This window comes from Kitasatospora sp. NPDC023385 (assembly GCF_055664045.1).
On sequence record NZ_JBVOOL010000004.1, the window covers coordinates 50,828 to 71,947 of the forward strand.

The following is a 21,120-nucleotide window of genomic DNA, read 5'->3' on the forward strand; positions in this document are numbered from 1 at the left end:
GCCGGCAGACCATGGTCATCATCGGCGGCGGCCTCGGCGGCCTGTCCACCGGCTGCTACGCGCAGATGAACGGCTACCGCACCCGGATCCTGGAGATGCACGAGATCCCCGGCGGCTGCTGCACCGGCTGGGACCGCGGCGAGTTCACCTTCGACTGCTGCATCAGCTGGCTGCTGGGCAGCGGACCGGGCAACGAGATGCACCGGATCTGGCTCGAACTCGGCGCGCTACAGGGCAAGCGGATGCGCAACTTCGACGTCTTCAACGTGGTGCGCACCCGGGACGGCCGGGCGGTCTACTTCTACTCCGACCCCGACCGACTCGAGCAACACCTGCTCGAACTGGCGCCGGAAGACGCCCGGCAGATCCGGCAGTTCTGCGCCGGGCTGCGCAAGTTCCGCCTGGCGCTGGCCCGTTACCCCTTCCTCAAGCCGGTCGGGCTGATGGGCCGGTGGGAGCGGTGGCGGATGCTCGCCTCCTTCCTGCCCTACTTCGACGTCATCCGGCGCTCGATCACGGTGCTGATGAGCGATTACTCGGCGCGCTTCAGGAGCCCGCTGCTGCGCGAGGCGTTCAACTTCATCCTGTACGAGAAGCACCCCAACTTCCCGGTGCTGCCGACGTACTTCCAACTGGCCTCGCACGCGGGGCAGTCGGCCGGCGTCCCGGAGGGCGGATCGCTCGGCCTGGCGAACTCGATCGAGCAGCGCTACCGGCGGCTCGGCGGGGAGATCACCTACAACACCAAGGTGGCCGAGATCCTGGTCGAGCAGGACCGGGCGGTCGGGGTGCGGCTCAGCGACGGCCGGGAGGTGCGGGCCGACATCGTGGTCTCGGCCTGCGACGGCCGGACCACCATGCTGGACCTGCTCAAGGGCCGCTACCTGAGCGACACCTACCGCCGCCTCTACACCAGGACCATCGCCGAGCCCGGCATGGTCTTCCCCGGCTACGTCACCGTCTTCCTCGGTCTGCGCCGCCCCTTCCCGGCCGGCGACCCGTGCACCACCTACCTGCTGGACGACGACGTCGCCGCCAGGCTCACCGGCATCCGGCACCCGAGCATCAACGTCCAGTTCCGCAGCCGGCACTACCCGGAACTGTCCCCCGCCGGGACCACCGTGGTGTACGCCAGCTACTTCTGCGACATCGCCCCCTGGCGCGCGCTGAGCTCCGGCCCCGAGCAGGCGCCCCGGCAGCGGCGCGGCGAGGAGCTGCACACCCTGCCGGTCGGCCGCGGCCGGGAGTACCAGCGGGAGAAGCGCCGGGTACGGGACACCCTGATCGAGTACCTGGACGGACACCACCCCGGCCTCAAGGAGGCGGTGGCGGTCAAGGACGTCTCCACACCGCTGACCCAGGTCCGCTACACCGGCAACTACAACGGCACGGTGCTGGGTTGGCAGCCCTTCGTGGAGAGCGGCGAGACCCTGGAGGAGGAGGTCAAGCGGAACGGCCCGGGGCTGCCCGGCCTCGAGAACTTCTACCTCTCCGGCGTCTGGGCGACCACCGGGGGACTGATCCGCGCGGCGGCGGCCGGTCGGCACGTCGTCCAGTTCATCTGCCGGGACGACCACAGGCCGTTCACCGCCGAGGTGGACGACAGCGCGCCGGCGCCAACCCTGCTCATCGACCCGGTCGGACCCGCCGACCGGCAGTTTGGAGTCACCTCGTGAGAATCGAGAAGTGGATCGTCCAGGAGCACGTGGACGGCGTGCCCGACGTCGGCCGGATGTACCGGAAGGTCGTGGAGGAGGTCGACGTCCGGCTCGCCGCGGACGAGATGCTGCTGCGCACCAGGTACGTCTCGGTCGACCCGTACCTCCAGGGCATCGCGCTGGACACCCCGATCGGCGACCACATGGGCGCCGACTCGATCATGGAGGTGCTGGAGGCCGGCCCGGCCGCGCCGTTCGCGGTCGGCGACCTGGTGCAGGGCTTCGGCGGCTGGCGCAGCCACGTGGTCAGCAACGGCGCGCCCAGGCTCTGGCAGACCGGCACCTTCCCGATGGTCTTCCCGGCGTTCCGCCGGCTGGACCCCGGCCACTACGACGACGACCTGCCGCTGTCCACCGCGCTCGGTGTCCTGGGTGGTCCGGGGATGACGGCCTGGGGCACGGTCGAGAAGTTCCTGGACGTGCGCCCCGACTCGACCGTGCTGGTGAGCGGGGCCTCCGGGGCCGTCGGCTCGCTGGTCGGGCAGCTGGCGAAGCACCGCGGCGCCCGGGTGATCGGCACCACCGCGACGCCGGAGAAGGCCGAGCGGCTGTGGGGGCTGGGCTTCGACGCGGTGGTGCTGTACCGCGACGGCGACGCCCCGGAGCGGCTGCGGAAGGAGCTCGCCGAGCTCGCCCCGGACGGCATCGACCGCTACTTCGACAGCCTCGGCGGGACGCTGACCGATGTGGTCTTCGGCATGCTGGCGGTGGACAGCCGGGTGGCGGTCTGCTGGCAGTGGGGGAGCCAGGTCGGCGGCGACTGGGCGGGCCCCCGGCTGCTGCCGATGATCATGTACCCGCGCACCACGATCCGCGGCATCTTCTCACTGGAGTGGTTCACCGAGGAGAACTGGGCCGCGCTGAGGCGGGACTTCGGCACGCTGGTCCGCAGCGAGGAACTGCGCTACCAGCAGACCGTCCACCAGGGCTTCGACAGCATCCCCGCGGCCTACCGCAGCCTCTACGTCGACCGTTCGGCGAACCAGGGGAAGGTGCTGGTCGAGCTCTGAGCGGACCGGGCGCTGTTTCGGGGGAGTGGTCTCCCCGGTCGGCATGAGCGGCGCGGGCAGGTCGACGCCGGAGGGCCCCTCGGCGCGGGTGCCGAGGGGCCCGGGCGGTGTCAGTTCAGCGTGAACCAGGTGCTGCGGGACTTCTTCCACTCGGGGTGGGTGAGGTCCTTGGCGTCGGTGCCGTCGTGGTACAGGTCGGCGGAGCCGTCGTCGGTGATCAGCTGGGCGCGGGCGCCCGGGGCGTCCAGGTCCGGGACGTCGGGGACGGCCTCCCAGGCGCCGTAGTCGCCGGTCGGCAGGTCGAGCAGCTTGACCGGCTGGGAACCGGGCAGGCCGTTCCAGCGGTACAGGGCGTACGGGGCGGAGTTGTCCTCGGCGGCCCAGGAGCCGGCCACGATCAGGTACTGGCCGAGCGCGTTGCGGCGCAGGTCACGGATCGAGAGCCCGCCGAGGTCCAGCTCGATCGGGTCGCCGAAGGTCGCGTGGGCGGCCGAACCGTCCAGCAGCGACGGGAAGTTGGTGACCGGCACCAGCAGGGCGCGGCCGCCGGTGACGGCCGGGGTGAGCGGCGCGCGGAAGCCGATGTAGGCGGTGGAGGAGCTGCCGGGGGCGAACTCCAGGCCCTCGACGTTGAATCCGTCGATCTGCTTGGGCACCTGGCCGTCGGCGGCGCCGGCCGCGAAGCCGTAGCGGTCGCCGTGGGCGGAGTCCCAGTCGACCAGGTCGTCGCGCAGGCCGTGGTACTGGCCGGCGAGGGTGAGCTGGGTGGCCGCGCCGGAGCCGGTGATCGTGGTGGCGAAGACGGTGTGCCGGTCGGGCTTGACCACGCCGTCCTTGTTGTTGCCGAGCGAACCGGTCCAGTAGATGGTGTTGCCGACCCGGGTCGCGGCCTCGATGTCGATCTCCTTGGAGACACCGAGGGCGGTGCTGAAGTCCCAGGTGCGCACCGGCGCACCGGAGTCGGTGCGGTCGTACAGGCGCAGGGTGTTGGACTCGTCGTCGCCGACCACGAGGTAGCCGCCGCCCGCGTCCACCGCGGCCGAGGCGTCGCTGGAGCCGGTCAGGTAGCGGCTGGTGGCCGAGTTCCGGACGGTGGCGGAGGCGGCGTAGTGCAGGGTGCGGGTGGCGCTCTTGCCGCCCAGGCCGGTGACCTTGACGGTCAGGTCGGTGTAGCCGACGCCCTGGGCGGCGACCGCCAGGCTACGGGTGCCGCCGGTGCCGGTCACCGTGACGTCGCCGGTGCGGGCCACGGCGCTGCGGGTGCTGGCCGAGGCGGCGACGGTCAGCGCCGAGGCCGAGGCGCCGCTCTGCGCCACCGTGACGGCGACGGTCGGATCGCCGGTGGCGCCGACCGCGCCGGAGAGGTAGCCGGCCGAGAAGGTGATCGTCGGCGTGCCGTACGAAGCCGCCGAAGCAGCCGAGGCCGGTGCGGCGGGCAGGGCGAGCACGGGCACCGCCGCGACGGCGACGGCCAGTGGCAGCAGACGGCGGGGGGAGTGCGACACGGTGGCAACCCTTCGACGGGTGGGAGTCGGCGGAGGTTGCCAGCTTGGGGGCGTCCGGCGAACGCCGACCCTACGGCGGCCCTCCGTCGGCGAACGGGCGGGCGAACAGCGGGCCTTGGGTGGTTGCCGGTGGTGTGCGCCGGTCGGTTCGCGGGTGTGGTGCGGTTCGTCAGGGTTCGGTGCGGGCGAGGAGGAGCGGGCCGAGCAGTTGGGTGCCGGGGCCGATCCGGCCGCCGGGGCCGGGCAGTTCGGTGGTGTTGGCGGCGGTGATCGGCCTGCCGCAGTGGCCGCAGGCCGTCACGGGTGTGGTGTCCTGCCCGCAGTCGAGGTGGTGGATCCGGGCCGGCGGGCCGGCCTCGCCCGCGTACCAGCGGTCGCCCCAGGCCATCAGGGCCATCAGGACGGAGTGCAGTTCGGTGCCCTTCTCGGTGGCCCGGTACTGCTCGCGCGGCGGGTGCTCCTGGTAGCGCTCGCGGACCAGCACGCCGTCCTCGACCAGCCGGGCCAGCCGGGCGGCCAGGACCTTGCGGGAGATGCCCAGGTCCTGGGCGAGGTCGTCGAAGCGGTGGATGCCGGTCAGCACGTCCCGCATGATCAGCGCCGTCCAGGCGTCGCCGAACAGGTCGGTGGCGCGGGCGATGGAGCAGGCGACGTCGGCGAGCGAGGTGCGGGTCATGGCGACCAGCCTAGTCGGGTTCCCTGAGGAAACTCGTCCCTGATAAGTTCCCTCAGGGAACCTGAAGCATCGAGAGCGTCCCCAGGGAGTTCAGCCATGCGCACCAGCCCACACATCGAGCTCGACGCACCGTCCCCGGAGGCGATCGACGGGCGGCAGATCCGGGCCCTGTCGTTCCAGGCCGTCCGGATGGAGTACCTGGCCGAGGTCGCCCCGCGTGGCGAGGGCCGCCCGGCCCTGGTGGTCGGCGGCGGGCGTGGCCTGGTCGCCGCCGGGCTGGCCGCGGCCGGCTACCGGGTGACCGCCGTGGACGCGTCCCCGGTGGCCACCGCGTACGCCCGGGACGCGCATGAGCGGGACGGCCTGGCGATCACCGACCTGGTCGCACCCGCCGAGGAACTGCCCTTCGGAGAGGGCGAGTTCGAGCTCGTCTACGTCGCCGACACCTTGGAGGTGACCGACGACCTGGACGGCGTCCTCGGCGGGGTGGCCCGGGTGCTCGCCCCCGGAGGGACCATCGTCTACGACACCGTCAGCCGTACCGCGCTCTCCCGGCTGGTCTACCTCGGTGCCTTCCAGGCCGTCCCGATGACCAGGATCATGCCGCCCGGCCGCTACAGCGCCGACCGGCTGCGCACCCCGGCCGAAGTCGCCGCCGCGCTCGCCCGGCACGGCCTGCGCAGCCGGGACGTCCGCGAGTTCAAGCCGCGCAGTGCGATCGCCCTGGTCCGGGCGGTGCTGGGCCGCCGGAGCGGCCGGATCACCGACGCGCAGATCCCGCCGCTGGTCGACTTCGTGCTGTCGCCGGCCGCCCGACCGCAGGTCACCTACCTGGGGTGCGCGGTGAAGCCGCGGTGAAGTCGCCCGGTAGTCGCCGGGTAGCCGCGGACGCTGCCCGGCCGGTGAGCCCGGCCAGGCGGCGATCCCGGTTAGCCCGTGAGCCCGGCTAGCCCGTGATGCCGGCGGCCCGCAGGCGGCGCAGGACGGCGTCCCATTCCGGGGCCACCGGCTCGGTGCGGCGGGTGCCGACGCCCTTGTCCTTGAAGCCGCTGGAAGTCGAGACACAGACCACCGGGCCGTCGGACAGGTCGGGCTCGCCGAGGCTGCGCAGCCCGGCCAGACCGGCCGCCGCCGACAGCTCCGTCCAGAGCCCGGCCCGGGCCAGTTCGCCCTGGGCGTCGGCGAGTCGGCCGTCGTCCAGGGTCAGGGCCCGGCCGCCGCTCGTGCGGACCGCGACCACGCCCCGGTAGCCGTTGACCGGGGAGGCGATCGAGTAGGCGTCGCTCGGGCCGACCGGCACCCGCACGGCCGGCCGGTCCTCCGCGATCGCGCGGGCGAGCGCGCCGGAAGCGGCGGCCTCGCAGGAGTGGATCCGCGGCACCCGGTCCGTCAGGCCCAGGCGGCGCAGCTCGGCGAAGCCCTTCCAGACGCCGTAGAGCAGCTCGCCGTACCCGGTGGGGACGAACACCGCGCTCGGCACGCCGATGTCCTGGAAGATCTCGTACGCGACTGTCTTGTAGCCCTCCGGGCCGTACCCGTGCCCGGTGTGGGTGGTGGTCAGGTTGCTGACCGGGTGCAGGCCGAGGCGGTCGACCACCTGCCGCAGCAGCGGCCAGCGGGCGGCCCACGGGACCGGGACCACCACGGCTCCGTAGGCGGTGAGGAAGGCGTCGACGTTCGGCGGCAGGTCGGGGCCGGTGAACACGACGCAGCGCAGCCCGGCGCGGGCGGCGTAGGCGGCGGCCGAGGCGCCGTGGTTGCCGGAGGAGGCGACCGCGATGCCGGGTGCGCCGACGCCCACGGCGGCGCTGACGGTGCAGCGGTTCAGCCGGTCCTTGTGGCTCCAGGTGGGGTTGCGCGACTCGTCCTTGACGTACACCCCGGGCTCGATCTCGACCAGCGGCGTGGCGCCCTCGCCCAGGCCCGGCGCGAGCAGCGGCGGCAGCAGCGGGGCCCAGCGCTCCAGGCCGCCGCGGGTGGGGGCGGGGGCGAACAGGCTCGCCGGGTCGGCTTTGTCGTAGGCGTAGTCGACCTCGACGGGGTAGGAGACGTCATCGGTGCTCGTGCGCGGGCAGCCCGCGGTGAGCGGGGGCCAGAGCGGGTAGTCGAGGTCCGGATCGCCGAGGGAACGCTGGCCGGTCGCGAGGGAGTCTGCTGGTGCCGTGTCAGTCGCCATGACAGGAGACTAACCGGACGGTCCGCGCCGGGTCCGGTGGTTTCCGGCTCCCGCTCGGGGCAGCGGTTCCGGGCTCGTCGGCTGGACTGGCTGCTGCTCAGGCTGGACTGCCTGGACTGCCTGGACGGGCTGCTGCGCTGGCTGCGTTAGCCGTTCTGGCCGTTCTGGCGGACGGCGGAGATGTCGAACTCCAGGACCACCTTTTCGCCGACCAGGACGCCGCCGCCCTCCAGTGCCGCGTTCCAGGTGACCCCGAAGTCCTTGCGGTTGATGGTCACCGAACCCTCCAGGCCCACCCGCAGGTTGCCGTAGGGGTCGACGGCGTTGCCGGTGTACTCGAAGTCGATGCTGACCGGGCGGGTGGTGTCCTTGATGGTGAGGTCTCCGTTGACCCGGAACTCGGTGTCGGAGCGCGCCTCGACCGAGGTGCTGCGGAAGGTGATGTCCGGGTAGGTCGGCGCGTCCAGGAAGTCGTTGGCGCGCAGGTGCTGGTCGCGCTGTTCGACGCCGGTGTCGATGCTCTCGGTCTTGATCACCACCTGGCCGGTCGAGCGGGCCGGGTCGGCGCCGTCGAGGTGGGCGCTGCCTTCGAAGGTGTGGAACGCGCCGCGGACCTTGGTCACCATGGCGTGGCGGGCGACGAAGCCGATCCGGGTGTGGGCGGGGTCCAGGACGTAGTCGCCGGTGAGTTCGGCGAGGTTGGTGGTCATGGTCGGCAAGCCTCCTGGTCGGGTGTCGGGTGTCGGGTGTCGGACCTCGGCCCGGCACGGTTCGGGCGGTCCCCGGACCACGCTAGGTGCTCATCCGGGCCGTCGCCCGTCGGGTGGGCCTAAGCGGGCCGGGGGACGGGAAGGGAACGCGGGACAACGGAGGCTCGGAAGGATCAGGGTGCCGGAATGGACAGTGGCGTACGGGCGATGGTCGAGGCGGTCGACGAGGCGCGGCGGCAGCTGCGCGAGAACGCGCTGCCGAAGGCCCGGGAGAGCGGCCGCGACAAGGTCCCGGAGGGCGACGAGGCCGCGCTGCTGGGCGCGCTCGCCCGGCTGGTGGAGAGCGCGGGGGAGTTGGTCGGCGCGATGGCCGAGCGGATGACCACCAACGCCACCTGCCGGACGTACGCGGTCGCCGCACGGCGGCTGCGCGACGAGGCGAACAACCTGAGCGGCGACGAGAAGGTCGCCGCCGACCGAGTGAAGTGACGGCCGCCGGGCCCCCTGGCTGCGGGGGCCCGGCGGCTTCGCCTCAGCGGTGGCCGGCGAACTGCACCACCTGCTGGTAGGTCGGTCGGTTCTGCCAGGTGGTCTTGGCGTCCGTCACGCCGCCCAGCGGGCGCTGGACGATGGTGTCGGCGCACCACTGGTCGCCGGCGGAGCAGTCCGCGTCGCCGGGGTAGACCTGGGCGGCGGTCTGGGCAGCCGCGCGCTTGAGGGCGTCCAGCAGGACGGTGCGACAGGCCGCCAGGTCTCCGCCGCCGCAGAACGGACGGGCCAGCGGGCCCTTCACCGGGTCGCCGAGGACCGAGCGGAGGTCCTTGTCCAGATAGCTCCACCAGCCGTACTGGAAGGCCGAACCCTTGTGCGGGATGGCCTCGTTGGCGCTCACCGGCCCGCCGCCGGGCCCGCTCTGGCCGCCGGAGGGCGACTCGTTGATCTGCAGGGCGCCCGTCAGCGCGGTGAACAGCTGATCACCGAGCCCCGGCCGCATCTCGCCCTCGGACACCAGCGGCCACCAGGCGTCCAGCACCCGGATCGCGGTCGCGTCGGCGTACGTGTGACTGCCGGGGGACGTCTCCTTGCGCTGGGCGCCGTCGGCGAGCCAGGCCTCCAACTGCTGGAGGGCGGTGAGGGCGGCCTGGTCGGTGACGGGTGCGCTGCGCAGCACCCGGACGAGGTCGGGCAGCACGTCCTCGGCCCGCAGGTCGGCGAGGGCGGCGCTCTCCATGGCCTGGGTGAGCGAGACCCGGCTGACCTTCCCGCCGCTCCGGAGCAGCGCCTTGACCCGGTCGTCGAGCAGATTGCCGCGGTGTACCGAGCCGTTGCCGAAGGCCGCCGACGTGTAGCCGTTCGCCTGCTTGTTGTTCCAGGAGACGTAGTAGTCCTGGTCGACGGACTGCGGGTGCTGTGCCGCCGGGGTGTAGCGGGCCGTGTTGGTGGCGGGGTCGAAGTCCGCCCATTCGTAGGCGGGTCGGGCGAGCACCGGCAGTCCGGCGTCGACGCCCGGGGCGCGGACCGGGTTGTTGCCGGAGTTGTAGTAGGCGATGTCGCGGGAGTCGGCGTAGAACCAGTTGAAGGTGTAGTTGATGTCCTGCGCGGCCTGCTGGAAGCTCGCCGCGTCGTGCACCGCGCCGGGGTCGTTGAGCTCCTGGAAGCCGATGATGGAGTCGGCCTCGTGGCGGTAGGTCGAGCGCAGCGCGGTGAAGGCGACGGGCGCGCCGCCGACCGTGCCGCGGGCGGTGACCAGGCCGTACTTCGAGCGGTACATCACCAGGGTGTAGGAGCCCGCCGCGGTGGAGTCGGCGGTGGTCGGATTCCAGGCGTTCTTGCGTTCCAGCCGGTCGAAGGGCAGGCACTGGCCGTGCCACAGGTAGGAGCCGGACGCGGTGGTGACCGGGGAGCCGTCGGTCGTGCAGAGCGGGACGGCGTAACTGTCGGTGATGTCCTGCCCCGCGGAGGTGGCGCTCCAGGCGTAGTCCTGGCCGCGGCCGAGCTGCACGTAGAAGCTCAGACCGGCGAACGCGGCGCCGCGGGCGCTGATCCCCGGGCCCTGGATCTCCTCCAGCATCAGCAGCTGCGGGGCGAAGTAGCCGGTCTGGGGGCCGAACACGGCCACCGGGTGGCCGTCGTCGGTGTGCGCGCCGGAGACCAGGAGGGCGTTGGACATGCCGTGCCTGGCGGTGAGCAGGTTGCCGGGGAGCACGCCGGGCGCCTTCGTGGCGGCGGTGTTCGCCGAGCCGGTGGCGTCGTAGACCAACCGCTCGGGCACCACCGAGCCGGGGTCGGGCAGCGCTTCGCCCTGCGGCTGGTCGGGCACCGTCGCGTACGGGAAGCTCTGCCCGTCGTGCAGGGTCTGGACGGCCTCCGGGTCGTCGGCCTCCCGCAGGGACTTCCACACCGCGTCCCCGGCATCCTTCCCGTACCGGGCCTCGGCCGCCGACTTGACCTGCGCCGAGGCGAGTTCGTTGCCGCCGCCGGTGCCGAACAGCGCGCCGACCACCGAGGCCAGGGCGACCAGGTCGGTCAGCTTGAACGGCTCGATCGACCCGGCGTTGGTGACCGGGTCGATGTGCCCGGTCAGGTCGTACTCGCCCGGGAAGGTGCGCGCGCTGTAGACCTCCTTGGCGTACTGGTCGACGCCGTCCAGGTAGGCGTTGGCGTCGGTGAGGGCCAGGGCGGCCCGGCCACCGCGGGCGGCGATGGCGTCGATCTGCTGCTGCAGCTCCGCCTCGGTGTACGGCGCGGCCTGCCAGAAGCTCTGCTCCAGCGCGCGGTTGGCGGCGGCGCCGCCCGCGAAGCCGGACAGCTGGCCGCGGCCGACGTGCCGGAACAGGTCCATCACCCAGAGCCGGTCCTGGGCGGCGGCGTAGCCCGCGCCGAACTCGGTGCCGTAGCGGGTGGTGCCGGTGATGTGCGGGACGCCGGCGGCCTTGTCGCGCACGATCGTGACGTCCGGGCGCGGGCTGGTGGTGCTGGCCACCTGGTCGGCGGGGACGCCGAAGGAGGCGTCGTTGAAGAAGTCGCGCAGCTTGGCCTCGGTGAGGCCGGGGTAGCCGGAGGCGAGCGAGGCGTACGGGCCGAGTTGGTCGTCGGTGTGCGCGGGGCGGGTGCCGAACATCTTGTTGAGCAGGATGTCGGAGAGGGTGGCGTTGCCGTTCTCGCCGGGCGGCAGGATGTCGGCGCAGTGGCCGCCGCAGTAGTCGTTGGCGGCGGCGGTCGGTGCGGCGGTCGGTGCGGCGGTCGGCGCGGCGGTTGCGGTGGGGGTGGTGGTCAGTGCGGCGGTGACGAGCAGGGCCGACGCGAGGGCGGCGGCCGGGAATCGGAGGGGGTGGGGGCGTAGGCGCAAGGCGGACTCCTCCGTCGAAGCCACGGGGAGTCGACGGTAGGGGTGCTACTGGACGGTTGGCTAGTGGCGTGCATGCCATTTTCGTGTGGACGGCGGCGAGCTGACGGTCAGTGAGGTGGGTGGTGCTGGGTCCGTGGACGGGGGTGGGGGTGGGGGCGTGGGTGGGGGCAGGTGGCGCCGAGGTGGGCGGCGGCGGTTGCGGCGTCCGTGGCCGGCAGGCGCGGGCCGAGGTCGGCGAGGCGGCGGAGCAGGTGCTCGCGGACCGGGCCGGCGGAGGTGGCGACCGAGCCGGCGATGACGAGCGGTTCGGCAGATTCGGCCGGTGCGGCGGTGGCACGGACGAGGCCTGCGAGGTGGCCGGCGGCCGCGCGGGCGAGGGCCAGCGCGCCGGGATCGCCGTCGCCGGCCAGTCGGGAGACCAGTGGGGCGAGGCCCGCGAGCCGCTGGGGCGGGCCGTCGTAGGCCCATCGCAGCAGCTCGTCCTGGGAGCCGGCGGCGCAGTGGGCGCGGACGGCGGCGCCGAGGGCGCTGTCCGGGTCGGCGTGGGCGCGTCGGAGCGCTTCGCGGCCGAGCCAGAAGCCCCCGCCCTCGTCGCCGAGCAGCCAGCCGAGCCCGCCGTTGCGGGCGAGTGTGCGGGCGCCGTCGAGGCGGACACAGATCGCGCCCGTCCCGGCGATCAGCACGGTGCCCCGGCCGTCGGCGACACCTCCGGAGGCGAGGGCGGGGACGGTGTCGGGGACGAGCCGTACGGGACAGTCCAGGCCGAGGGCGGCCTGGCACTGCCGGGCGAAGCCGTCCGGGTCGGGCAGCGCCCGGTGGCCGGCGAGGCCGACGAGACAGGACGCGACCCGGCCCGGATCCCGGGCGCCGAGCGCGGCCGACACGGCGGCGGCCAGGGACTCGACCGTCCCGGCCGGGTCGCTTCCGGCGGGGTTGGCGCCGCTGCTCCGGCCGCGGCCGCGCGGCGTGCCGGCGGCGTCGAGTAGGACGGCGCGGGTGTGGCTGCCGCCGGCGTCGACGCCGAGGTGGAGGGTGGTCACGGGGCGGCTCCGGTGGGCGGAGGGGGGTGCCGTGCTGGGTCGAACGGGCGGATCCGGCCGACCGGCGGTCAGTGTGCCAGGTGCAGAGCCGCATCCGCTGGTCCCTGCGCGAAACGGGTGAAGCGGACCTGGAGACCCTCCCGTTCGGGGGAGGCGCAGAACGGTCCGGCCGTCGCGGGAGCCGCCGGCGGCAGCGGGGCCAGCCGGACCAGGCGCCAGGGGCCGCCTTCGCAGCGGGCGCGGACCGTCACGGCGTCCCCGCTGCGGCTGGCTCTGACGGTCACCTCTCTTCCGTGCCACTCGGGCACGGGCGCGAGCGACCAGTCCGAGACCCCGCGGGTGACGACCGCGCCCAGGTGCGGGAGGCCGTCGCTCATCTCCACGCCGGCCTTGATCCAGGTCTGCGGGTCGACCCGGATCAGCAGACCGGCCTGGTCGTAGCGGGCAGCGAAGTCGGCGACGAACGTGACCTCGGTCGCGCTGCCGGGCGGGAAGCCGGTGAGCAGTGCGTGCCCGTCGTCGCGGACGAAGCCGTAGCTCGTGGTGCGCCAGAAGTCGCTGCGGCCGCGGGCCGTGACCAGGAGATCGGTGCCGTCGGTCCGCGCCTGCTCGGGGTGGTTGAGCCAGTTGCCCTCGTGCCAGGCGATGTTGCGGAGCGGGTGCATGGAAGGCCTCCCTGTCGGGGCGTCAGCCGGTGGCCCGCAGGCGGGCGTCGAGGGCCTCCGAGTCGGCGAGGAACCAGATGTGGTGGGAGGCGTTCGACTCGACGACCAGGGCGCGCAGGGCCGAACTGGCCTCCAGGTGACGGGAGATGTCCCCGATGACAGCCAACTTGAGGTGGTAGTTGACGAACTTCTGCATCACCTCGCCCGCGAAACCGGTGCTCAGCGTGAAGAAGCTGTCGTCCAGCCGCTCGGCGGGCACGGCGACGACCTCGGCGCCGGCGAAGGCCGCACCGATGAGGTCGAGGGCGTCCTGCGGGGTGGCGACGGTGGGCCCGGCCGGATCGCACACGAGGACCTTCGTCCCGCCGAGTTCCTTGATGTCGTCTGCCATGTCGGCCTCCAGGTGATGAGCATGATCGTCTGCATGCCGGGCCCACTGTATGCCGACGGCTCCGGGCCGGGAACCGGTTTGTCGGCAGGCCGGACCAGGACCGTCACGCCCTCCCGGCCGGGCCGCGGCGGGTGGGCGCCGCGATCCGGACCCGCTCGGTGGCGGGCGCCCGCTCAAGGTCGTCCAGTTGGGCGAGGATGGTGGCGCGCAGCTCGTCGTCGTCCTCGAAGTGGTGGTCGTTGAACAGGGTGTAGCCCGTCCACATCAGGTTGGCGCAGACCCGGGCGGGAACCCGGCCGGTCCGGGCGCCCATGCCGACCAGTGCGACGGACCGGACGGAGCCCGGCTCCAGCCGGTTCTGCCGGTGGACCGCCTGGAAGGCGGCGGCGCAGGCCAGGGCCACGTTCAACGTCTCGCTCACGTTCTGCGAGGAGGTCTGCATGGTCGGGGCCGATATCAGGAACCTCGGGGTGACGGCCCCGGACGGGACGCATACCGCGCTACCCACCGGGAGCGTGCCGGCGTGCCCTTCGCGGATCGCCTTCTGCACCCTCAACTGGATGCCGGCGCCCAGGTGGCGCTTGATCGCCGCATCCGTCCCGCCGTCCATCCGGCCACGGGAGTTGGTGGGGCTGACCCAGGCGTCGACCTTCGCGGCGAGGAGCGAGGCGTGCCGGATCTCGATGCCGGGGGTGTCCGCGAAAGCCGCTCGCCACGACTCGACCACCGTCGTGTTGAGGTCGGTCAACACGACCTTGAGCGGCTCCCGGGTGCGGTCCGTGATCACGGCGGAACTCCTGTCGGTCGGTGCGGGTCCTGCTGGTTCCTGCTGACGTGGACGAAGCTAGCGCGTGCCACTGACAATCCGTCGGCCGCTGGGCGGCGGTCGAAGGTGGGCGGGTGGCGGACACGGGCGGCGGTCCTCCGCGGCGGCCGGGTTGTCAGACTCGGGTGGTAGGACTGTGGCGTCCGCCAGGGAAGCTGATGCGCCGTCAGCTCCTTTCGGTCCGCCTTTCGTACCGTCCCGACCAGCCCGGAGTCGCACCACCATGAGCGCTGTCGACACCCCCGCCACCCAGCCCGACCCGAACGACCCGCTCGCCCTCGCGGAGCTGTTCACGGGCGGCGCCGAGCCGTGGCTCCCGCTGCTGAAGCCGGTCATCGAGGCGCAGTCCGGCGCGGCCTCCTTCATCGGTCCCGGCCGCGGCCCGGACGTCGTCCCGGTCCGCGAGCTGACCTTCCAGGCGCTCAAGCCGCACGCGCCGCACCGGTGGAAGGTCGTGGTCTTCGGCCAGAACCCGTACCCGCGGCCGGAGAGTGCGACCGGCATCGCGATGTTCGACAACACCTTCCACGACTGGAAGGACAGCAAGTTCGGCCGGGTGGTCAGCATCCGCTGCATCATCAAGGCCGCGGCGATGTGGAAGTACGGCATCCCCAAGAAGACGCCGATCGCCGACATCCGGGCCCTGCTCAATAAGGAGGAGACGGTCCAGCCGCCGGAGTGGTTCCAGGCGATGCTCACCCAGGGCGTGCTGCTGCTGAACGCGGCGCTGACCGCCAGCAGCGACGGCGCGCTGGGCCCGGACCGGCACTCCGCGTTCTGGCGGCCGGTCGCCGAGCGGATCGTCGAGGAGATCCTCCGGGCCAAGCAGCAGGCCGCCGAGGAGGACCGCTACGTGGTCTTCGCCTGGTGGGGCGCGCACGCGCGCAACCTGAAGAACGTCGTGCTGCGGCTGCAGAAGAAGTACCCCGAGGTCGAGGTCCGGCACATCGACCACGCCAACCCGGCCGCCCAGGGCGACATCTTCTGCGACGGCGAGCACTTCGCGACGGTCAACGCCGCCCTCGCCTCGGTCGGCGCCGACGAGGTCGACTGGCTGCCCAGCGCCGGGTGGAACGCGCAGTCGACCGAGGGCGGCGGGGCGGACGGCGAGGTCGCCGAACGGATGGGCGCCTTCATCGCCTCCACCATGGAGCTGCACCAGCTCTACCTGGACCGCCTCGCGAGCGTCAAGGACGAAGGCCTCGTCCTGCCCGCCATCACCGGGGTGTTCGACACCCCGCTGATGGGCTTCCGGGAGGCGGCGGCCCCGGTCGCGGAGCTGCTGCGCGGCCTGGATCGGCACGTCTCGCTGTCGCACGACTTCGGCAGGCGGCGGGTGGACGAGGCGGCCGCCGGCCTGTCCGCCGACGAGATCGCCGCGCTGTACCTGTACACCTGCGAGTCGGCGTTCTACCGGGAGATCAACGCCGTGCTGCGCTCGCCGGACCGCGCCCGGTTGGTGCCCTACCTCCCCTATCTTCGACTGCTGTTCGCGGCGGTGTCGCGGCTGCCCGCCCGGACCGAGCCGCTCTGGCGCGGGGTGTCGCTGGACCTGCGCCGGCAGTACCCGCTCGGCTCGACGGTGACGTGGTGGGGCGTCTCCTCCTGCACGTCCAAGCTCGGGGTGGCGCAGGCCTTCCTCGGCGGCCGCGGCAAGCGGACGCTCTTCGAGGTGCGCCCCGTCCGGGCCGCGGGCATCCAGAACTTCTCGGCCTTCACCGGCGAGGAGGAGTTCATCCTGCTGCCGGGCACCCAGCTGCAGGTCACGGACGTCCGGACGGAACGCGGCGGACTGTGCACCGTGACGCTGACCGAGCTGGAGGAGGCGCCGCTGGTGTCGTGATCCCGTCGGCGCCGCCGGTTCGGCTGGGCGCCGTGGAGCCTCGGCGGCCGGGCTCGGAGCAGCTGGTCGTCCCCGACGGCTCCAGCCGCTGGCGGGTGGCGCCGGAGAAGCCCGAACAGCTCGGCCACCTCGGCTGGCTTCCGCGTCCCGGGCGCGGTGATGGCGCTGGCGAACCGGGTGCTGGGCGCACTGGACGTGGACGTGCCGCAGGCCGTCTCGCTTTGGCAGGACGGTGAGTTGGCGGTGCGGCGGGTTGCGGGGGCTGAGTTGGAGGCGGGGCTGATGGGGTCGAGGGGCTCGGTGAGACCGAGCTTGGTGGCGCGGCGGTGGCGGCGGCCGCCGAAGCCCTGCGAGCCGCCGGAATCCCGACGGCCTCGGCCGAGCAGGTCGGCACCACGGCCCGGGTGACGGTGTTGCCGGCCTTGCTGGTCACGGGGCTTGAGTACGACCACGTGGTGGTGCTGGAGCCGGCTGCGATCGTGGCCGCCGAACCGCGCGGTCTGCACCGGCTCCACGTGGTCGTGACCAGGGCGGTCTCCCGGCTGGACAACCTCCACGCCCGGCCGCTGCCCGCACCGCTCGGAGAGTGAGGGAGGTGGAGGATTGCCGGTCGGGGCCGGGCGGCCCCGCGCGTGGGCCGCTCACTGTTCGGTGAGTCGCAGCGGGACGTGGACGAAGGTCAGTGCCGCCGCGGCGGACGCGAAGCCGAGGAGCGCGCCGGCCGCCACGTCGCCCGGGTAGTGCACGCCCGTGTGGACCCGGGAGTAGCCGACGGCGAGGGCCAGTGCCCCGAGCGGCACCGCCGCCGGGGGCAGCACCACGCCGACGGCGGTGGCGAACGCCGTCGCCGAGGCGGTGTGCCCCGACGGGAAGGAGGCCGACGCGGGCATCCGTACCTGCCGGGCCACGATCACCCGGGCCAGTTCCCGGTCGGGCCGCCGTCGGCGGACCAGGTGCTTGCCGAGCAGGTTCGCCGTCGCGGAGGCCAGCGCGACCGCGGCGACCCCGACCACCGCCGCCTGCCGGGGCCGGCCGGGCAGCAGGGCGAGGCCCGCGGCGACGGTCAGCGAGATCTTCGAGTGGTCGGCCGCGCGGGACAGCCGCCGGAGGGCCGAGTCCAGAGTCGGTGTCGGGGTGGCGGCCACCGCCGCGTACAGGGCGCCGTCGATCGCGCGGAGGTCGCTGAGCACGCCCGCCGAGGGGGTGGCGGGGGAGCCTGCGGAGCCCGGGACGTCGGGGGTGGCGGGGGGCGGCGTGGAGTTCTGGTCAGGCATGGGCGTGCCCTTCGGAGTCCGGGGCGGCGGCCGGTTCGCCGCGGCTGAGCGCGAGGGAGACGAGCTGCCGCCAGTCCACGCGCGGGGTGGCGGGAGCGACGCCCGGGCGGTCGCGTGGCACCAGGACCCGCAAGGCGCCCGGGCGCACGGTGACCACCACCGGCGTGGGCATGCGCAGGGCCTCGCCGTCGACCGCCACCGGGATCTCCTCCTCGTCGGACGTCACCTCGACCCGCCGCCCGGTCAGCACCGTCAATCCGGTGGATTGCGAGCCCCGGACGGCCAGCTCGGCGGCCTGCGCCGCGCCCTCCACCCGGATGCCCACCACACCCAGCTCACCGCTGTCGAGCCGGGGCCGGCGGCCGCCGATGTCGAGGTCGTCGGCGGAGCCGTACGGGTTGTTGCTGACCAGCAGCGCCTGCTGGGCGGTGAGCGACTCGGGCGCGGTGCCGTCGACCCGGGCGTCGACCCGCCGCACCCCGTCGCCGACCAGCAGGTCCGGCAGGAGGTTCAGCGCCGTGCCCGCCTTGTCGTCCCGGTACTCCGGGCGCTGCACGACGTCCGCGTACACCCCGAACGACACGGTGTTGACGAACGCCCGGCCCGCGACCTCGCCGAGGTCGACCCGCAGCTCCTCGCCGGCCGTCAGCGCGTCCAGGCAACGCGCCGGATCGTCCCGGTCGAGGCCGAGATCCATGGCGAAGTGGTTGCGGGTGCCAGCGGAGACGACGACGAACGGCAAGCCGTGTTCGGCGGCGACGGCCGCGACCAGCGCCTGGGTGCCGTCGCCGCCCGCGACGCCGAGCAGGTCAGCGCCGTCGGCCACCGCGTCCCGGGCCAGCGCGGCCACATCGGTGTGGTCGTCGGGATCCAGCAGGACCACCTTCGCGCCGAGCCGCTCCGCCCGCTCGACCAACCCGAAGCGGCCGACCTTCCCGCCGCCGGAATTCGGGTTCATGATGAGCACCGGCTTCTTCGGCCGGGTCGTGGTGGACACCCCACTCGCCCGGTCGGGGCGGGCCCGGCGCAGCGCCAACCGGGCGAGGGCCAGCGCCGCGCCCCAGCAGAAGAACAGGACCAGTGCGGTCAGCCACAGGTCGTGGAAGGCGAACAGCACCACGAGGGCGATCGGCGCGGCGATCGCGAGCAACGCCCCGACCACCCGCACCGCGCCGCGGTACGCCAGGAACCACCAGAGGCCTGCGGCGCCGACCACCAGTCCCAGGAGCCCGCCCGCCACCACCTCCAGGCTGCCCTCGTCCAGCGCGAGCACCAGCATGGCCACGGCAACGGCCGCGGCCACCAGTGCGCACCGTGCGAGTGCCCGCGCGGTCACGTCGCCGTCGAATCCCGTCTGCCGCGTCCCGTCGATGTCGTCCTCCCTGTGCCGCTGTCCCGGGGGGGTCCGGTCTGTGGCAGCCGCCTGCCCCGTCTGCGGGAATGCACTCCTGCCCGCCTGCCCGCCTGCCCGCCTGCCCGCCTGCCGTCATGCGCGCTGCGGTTCCGCCGTCACGGCATCGCGGTCGGCCTTCCGCACATCCTCGCCGCCGACCGTGCAGGGCCGCCACCGGGCGGCGTTGCGCCAGGCCTTGCCCTGGGGCGGCCCTCCCGGTGGTGTGGGCGTGTCGCCGCCGACGGATCGGCCGCCAGGCCTGGTCGAGTCGCCGCTTGGCCGCCTGCCACGACGGGCTCCGCCACCGGTCGCCGGCCCGCGAGGGGGCTGTCGGGGGCGTTGCGGTGGGGCGCGGCGGGGCCGCGTTGGCGCTTGTGGTCGGTGCGTGCGGGGCCGAGACGGGCTCCGTCGCGGCCCCGCGGCCTGGGGTCAGGTGCGGAGGGGTGGGCCCGCGTCGGCGTTCTCGGCGGGGCGGGTCGGTGGTGGGGCGTCGGCGGACAGGACCGTGGTCCGGACCCGGTGGACGTACCGCTCGACCAGGTGGCGCAGGACGGCGACGGTGGCGGCGACGTCCGGTTCCGGGATGCCGTCCAGGGCGTCGGTGAGGCCGGCGATGTTGGCTCGTTTCAGGCGGTCGAGCGTCGCGAGGCCTTCGGCGGTCAGTTCGATCTGGCGGGCCCGCCGGTCCGCCGTGTCCGGGGTGCGTTCCACCAGGTGCTGGCTCTGCAGCCGGTCGATCTGCCGGGTGACGTGGGAGGGCTTGACCATCAGGCGGGCGGCCAGGTCGCCGACGCGGCTGGTCCCTTCGGCCTCGGCGAGCGCGCGCAGCAGGTAGACGTCCGAGCGGGCCGCGGTGATGCCCGCCCGGGCGGCCTGGCGTTCGTGCTCCTGCGATCGGGTCAGCAGGTAGGCCAGTGAGGCCAGTACGGCCTCCAGGTCGGAGGTGGCGGTCCGATGGTCGGTGGCGTCCGGCATGGAGGAACTGTAGCGATCCGGTTCGGGGTGTGGCTCGGCCGTCGGCGTCCGACCGGTTTTCGGACAGATTCGGCCGTCATCCGGTGAGCCCTTTCATCGCCACGGACCGCGAGTTAGCGTGACGGTGAGTTAGTTGCTTAGGGCATGTAAATGGTCCGGACTACTCCGAGGCGCCCGGGCCCACCCGCCCGACGCCCCCGGCACCCCCATGCTCCGAGAAGGGAGCCCATGATGGCCACTGCCGCTCAGACCCCCCGGTTCACCCACCCCGCCGCCCGCGGCGGCTGCCCCTTCGACCCGCCGCCGGCCTACCGGCAGGCCCAGCACGACGAGCCGATCAGCCGCGTGTCCCTGTGGAACGGCACCCCCAGCTGGCTGATCACCCGCCACGAGGACGTCAAGGCGGTGCTCAGCGACGCCCGCTTCAGCTCGGACGCCACCCGCTCCGGTTTCCCGTTCATCAGCGCCGGCGCCCGGCAGCTGAGCACCGGTCAGCCCACCTTCATCCGGATGGACGACCCGGAGCACTCCCGGCTGCGCCGGATGCTCACCGGCGAGTTCATGATCAGGAAGGTCGAGGCGTTGCGCCCCGAGATCCAGCGGATCGCCGACGACCTGCTGGACCGGATGGCCGCCGGACGCACCTCCGCCGACCTGGTCCGCGAGTTCGCGCTGCCGCTGCCGTCCCTCGTCATCTGCCTGCTGCTCGGAGTCCCGTACCAGGACCACGACTTCTTCCAGGAGTGCAGCCGCGTCCTGCTCCGCCGCGACTCCCCGGCCGAGGAGGTGGACGCCGCCCAGGAGAGACTGGCCGACTACCTGGTCAAGCTCACCGAGGCCAAGCGCGCCGAGCCCGACGAGGGCATCCTCAGCCGGCTCGTGGCCCGCGGCGAGCTGGACACCGCGGAGATCGGCGCGATGGGCCGCCTGCTGCTGGTCGCCGGGCACGAGACCACGGCGAACATGACCGCGCTCTCCGTCCTGGCCCTGCTGCGCAACCCCGACCAGCTCGCCCACCTGCGCGCGCACCCGGAGTCCGTCGCCGGAGCGGTCGAGGAACTCCTGCGCTACCTGACCATCGTCCACTCCGGCCTGTCCCGGGTCGCCACCGAGGACGTCACCGTCGGCGGCGTCCGGATCGGGGCGGGGGACGGCGTGATCTGCATGGTCAGCACCGCCAACCGGGACGAGCGCGAGTTCGCGGACGGCGACGCCCTCGACCTGACCCGCGACGCCCGCCGGCACCTGGCCTTCGGCTTCGGCGTCCACCAGTGCCTGGGCCAGCCGCTCGCGCGCCTGGAGCTGCAGATCGCCCTGGACACCGTCCTGCGCCGGCTGCCCGAACTGCGCCTGGCCGTACCGTTCGAGGAGATCCGCTTCCGCGGCGAGATGCTCATCTACGGCGTCCACGAGCTGCCCGTCGCCTGGTGACCGGCGGCGCCGCGGCCGACCCGGGCCGAGCCGGGCCGACTCGGGCCGGCTCGGGCGGACCTGGGCCGACCCGAGCCAGCCGCGGCGCCAACGGGCAGCACGTCCACCGGCCCGCCCGGGCCGACCGGAACCACCACT

Annotated in this window: 19 protein-coding genes; 7 read left to right on the forward strand and 12 right to left on the reverse strand. The window is 73.4% G+C overall.

All coding sequences use genetic code 11. The annotated features are described in order from the left end of the window. The first annotated feature begins 11 nt into the window (after window positions 1-11). Together AC0B61_RS08395 and AC0B61_RS08400 are read left to right on the forward strand one after the other, a co-directional pair. Window positions 12-1,676 (forward strand): phytoene desaturase family protein, encoded by a 1,665-nt coding sequence (locus AC0B61_RS08395; protein ID WP_471740100.1) that lies wholly within the window; start codon window positions 12-14, stop codon window positions 1,674-1,676. After that, window positions 1,673-2,728 carry a zinc-binding dehydrogenase gene (locus AC0B61_RS08400; protein ID WP_471739837.1) on the forward strand — a complete coding sequence of 352 codons (1,056 nt, stop codon included), beginning with the start codon at window positions 1,673-1,675 and terminating at the stop codon, window positions 2,726-2,728. The genes AC0B61_RS08395 and AC0B61_RS08400 overlap by 4 nt, the downstream gene beginning before the upstream one ends. 110 nt (window positions 2,729-2,838) lie before the next feature. Here AC0B61_RS08400 and AC0B61_RS08405 read toward each other — a convergent pair whose 3' ends face one another. Both AC0B61_RS08405 and AC0B61_RS08410 read right to left on the reverse strand, forming a co-directional pair. Further along, window positions 2,839-4,182: a hypothetical protein gene (locus AC0B61_RS08405; protein ID WP_471740101.1), complete on the reverse strand. Its 1,344-nt coding sequence runs from the start codon at window positions 4,180-4,182 to the stop codon at window positions 2,839-2,841. Between the two features lie 220 nt (window positions 4,183-4,402). Then, on the reverse strand, window positions 4,403-4,909 hold the full coding sequence (locus AC0B61_RS08410; protein ID WP_471739838.1) for a winged helix-turn-helix transcriptional regulator: 507 nt from the start codon (window positions 4,907-4,909) through the stop codon (window positions 4,403-4,405). A gap of 96 nt (window positions 4,910-5,005) precedes the next feature. On the opposite strand from AC0B61_RS08410, the gene AC0B61_RS08415 reads away from it, so the two are divergent. Continuing rightward, window positions 5,006-5,767: a class I SAM-dependent methyltransferase gene (locus tag AC0B61_RS08415; RefSeq protein ID WP_471739839.1), complete on the forward strand. Its 762-nt coding sequence runs from the start codon at window positions 5,006-5,008 to the stop codon at window positions 5,765-5,767. Window positions 5,768-5,855: 88 nt separating this feature from the next. On the opposite strand, the gene AC0B61_RS08420 is transcribed toward AC0B61_RS08415, so the two are convergent. Both AC0B61_RS08420 and AC0B61_RS08425 read right to left on the reverse strand, forming a co-directional pair. After that, window positions 5,856-7,085 (reverse strand): threonine synthase, encoded by a 1,230-nt coding sequence (locus AC0B61_RS08420; protein ID WP_471739840.1) that lies wholly within the window; start codon window positions 7,083-7,085, stop codon window positions 5,856-5,858. 146 nt (window positions 7,086-7,231) lie between these two features. Further along, on the reverse strand, window positions 7,232-7,795 hold the full coding sequence (locus AC0B61_RS08425) for a YceI family protein (protein WP_471739841.1): 564 nt from the start codon (window positions 7,793-7,795) through the stop codon (window positions 7,232-7,234). Between the two features lie 186 nt (window positions 7,796-7,981). Between AC0B61_RS08425 and AC0B61_RS08430 the strand changes: the two genes are divergently transcribed. Beyond that, window positions 7,982-8,284 (forward strand): hypothetical protein, encoded by a 303-nt coding sequence (locus AC0B61_RS08430; protein WP_471739842.1) that lies wholly within the window; start codon window positions 7,982-7,984, stop codon window positions 8,282-8,284. A gap of 43 nt (window positions 8,285-8,327) precedes the next feature. Here the strand turns inward: AC0B61_RS08430 and AC0B61_RS08435 are convergent, their stop codons facing one another. The 5 genes from AC0B61_RS08435 to AC0B61_RS08455 all read right to left on the reverse strand — a co-directional run bounded on the left by AC0B61_RS08435 (window position 8,328) and on the right by AC0B61_RS08455 (window position 14,027). Continuing rightward, window positions 8,328-11,144, reverse strand: coding sequence for a penicillin acylase family protein (locus tag AC0B61_RS08435; protein ID WP_471739843.1), 2,817 nt, complete (start codon window positions 11,142-11,144; stop codon window positions 8,328-8,330). 107 nt (window positions 11,145-11,251) lie between these two features. Continuing rightward, a complete protein-coding gene (locus AC0B61_RS08440) occupies window positions 11,252-12,184 on the reverse strand; it encodes an N-acetylglucosamine kinase (protein ID WP_471739844.1) in 933 nt (310 codons plus the stop codon). Between the two features lie 68 nt (window positions 12,185-12,252). Further along, window positions 12,253-12,849 carry a DUF1349 domain-containing protein gene (locus tag AC0B61_RS08445; RefSeq protein WP_471739845.1) on the reverse strand — a complete coding sequence of 199 codons (597 nt, stop codon included), beginning with the start codon at window positions 12,847-12,849 and terminating at the stop codon, window positions 12,253-12,255. 22 nt (window positions 12,850-12,871) lie between these two features. Further along, complete coding sequence (locus AC0B61_RS08450; RefSeq protein WP_471739846.1) at window positions 12,872-13,240, reverse strand: DUF4180 domain-containing protein; 369 nt, start codon at window positions 13,238-13,240, stop codon at window positions 12,872-12,874. A gap of 103 nt (window positions 13,241-13,343) precedes the next feature. Further along, on the reverse strand, window positions 13,344-14,027 hold the full coding sequence (locus tag AC0B61_RS08455) for a macro domain-containing protein (protein ID WP_471739847.1): 684 nt from the start codon (window positions 14,025-14,027) through the stop codon (window positions 13,344-13,346). Between the two features lie 262 nt (window positions 14,028-14,289). Here AC0B61_RS08455 and AC0B61_RS08460 point away from each other — a divergent pair, with 262 nt between their 5' ends. Continuing rightward, window positions 14,290-15,909 carry an ADP-ribosyltransferase domain-containing protein gene (locus AC0B61_RS08460; protein ID WP_471739848.1) on the forward strand — a complete coding sequence of 540 codons (1,620 nt, stop codon included), beginning with the start codon at window positions 14,290-14,292 and terminating at the stop codon, window positions 15,907-15,909. A gap of 326 nt (window positions 15,910-16,235) precedes the next feature. Next, on the forward strand, window positions 16,236-16,499 hold the full coding sequence (locus tag AC0B61_RS08465) for a hypothetical protein (RefSeq protein ID WP_471739849.1): 264 nt from the start codon (window positions 16,236-16,238) through the stop codon (window positions 16,497-16,499). Window positions 16,500-16,550: 51 nt separating this feature from the next. Here the strand turns inward: AC0B61_RS08465 and AC0B61_RS08470 are convergent, their stop codons facing one another. The 3 genes from AC0B61_RS08470 to AC0B61_RS08480 all read right to left on the reverse strand — a co-directional run bounded on the left by AC0B61_RS08470 (window position 16,551) and on the right by AC0B61_RS08480 (window position 19,551). After that, complete coding sequence (locus AC0B61_RS08470) at window positions 16,551-17,183, reverse strand: phosphatase PAP2 family protein (RefSeq protein ID WP_471739850.1); 633 nt, start codon at window positions 17,181-17,183, stop codon at window positions 16,551-16,553. Next, the gene (locus AC0B61_RS08475) at window positions 17,176-18,486 is read right to left on the reverse strand and encodes a diacylglycerol/lipid kinase family protein (protein ID WP_471739851.1); all 1,311 of its coding nucleotides are present in this window, start codon (window positions 18,484-18,486) and stop codon (window positions 17,176-17,178) included. The genes AC0B61_RS08470 and AC0B61_RS08475 overlap by 8 nt, the downstream gene beginning before the upstream one ends. 519 nt (window positions 18,487-19,005) lie before the next feature. Beyond that, complete coding sequence (locus AC0B61_RS08480; protein WP_471739852.1) at window positions 19,006-19,551, reverse strand: MarR family winged helix-turn-helix transcriptional regulator; 546 nt, start codon at window positions 19,549-19,551, stop codon at window positions 19,006-19,008. A gap of 231 nt (window positions 19,552-19,782) precedes the next feature. On the opposite strand from AC0B61_RS08480, the gene AC0B61_RS08485 reads away from it, so the two are divergent. Continuing rightward, entirely contained in the window at window positions 19,783-20,982 is a 1,200-nt protein-coding gene (locus AC0B61_RS08485; protein WP_471739853.1) for a cytochrome P450, read from the forward strand. The last annotated feature ends 138 nt before the right edge of the window (window positions 20,983-21,120 follow it).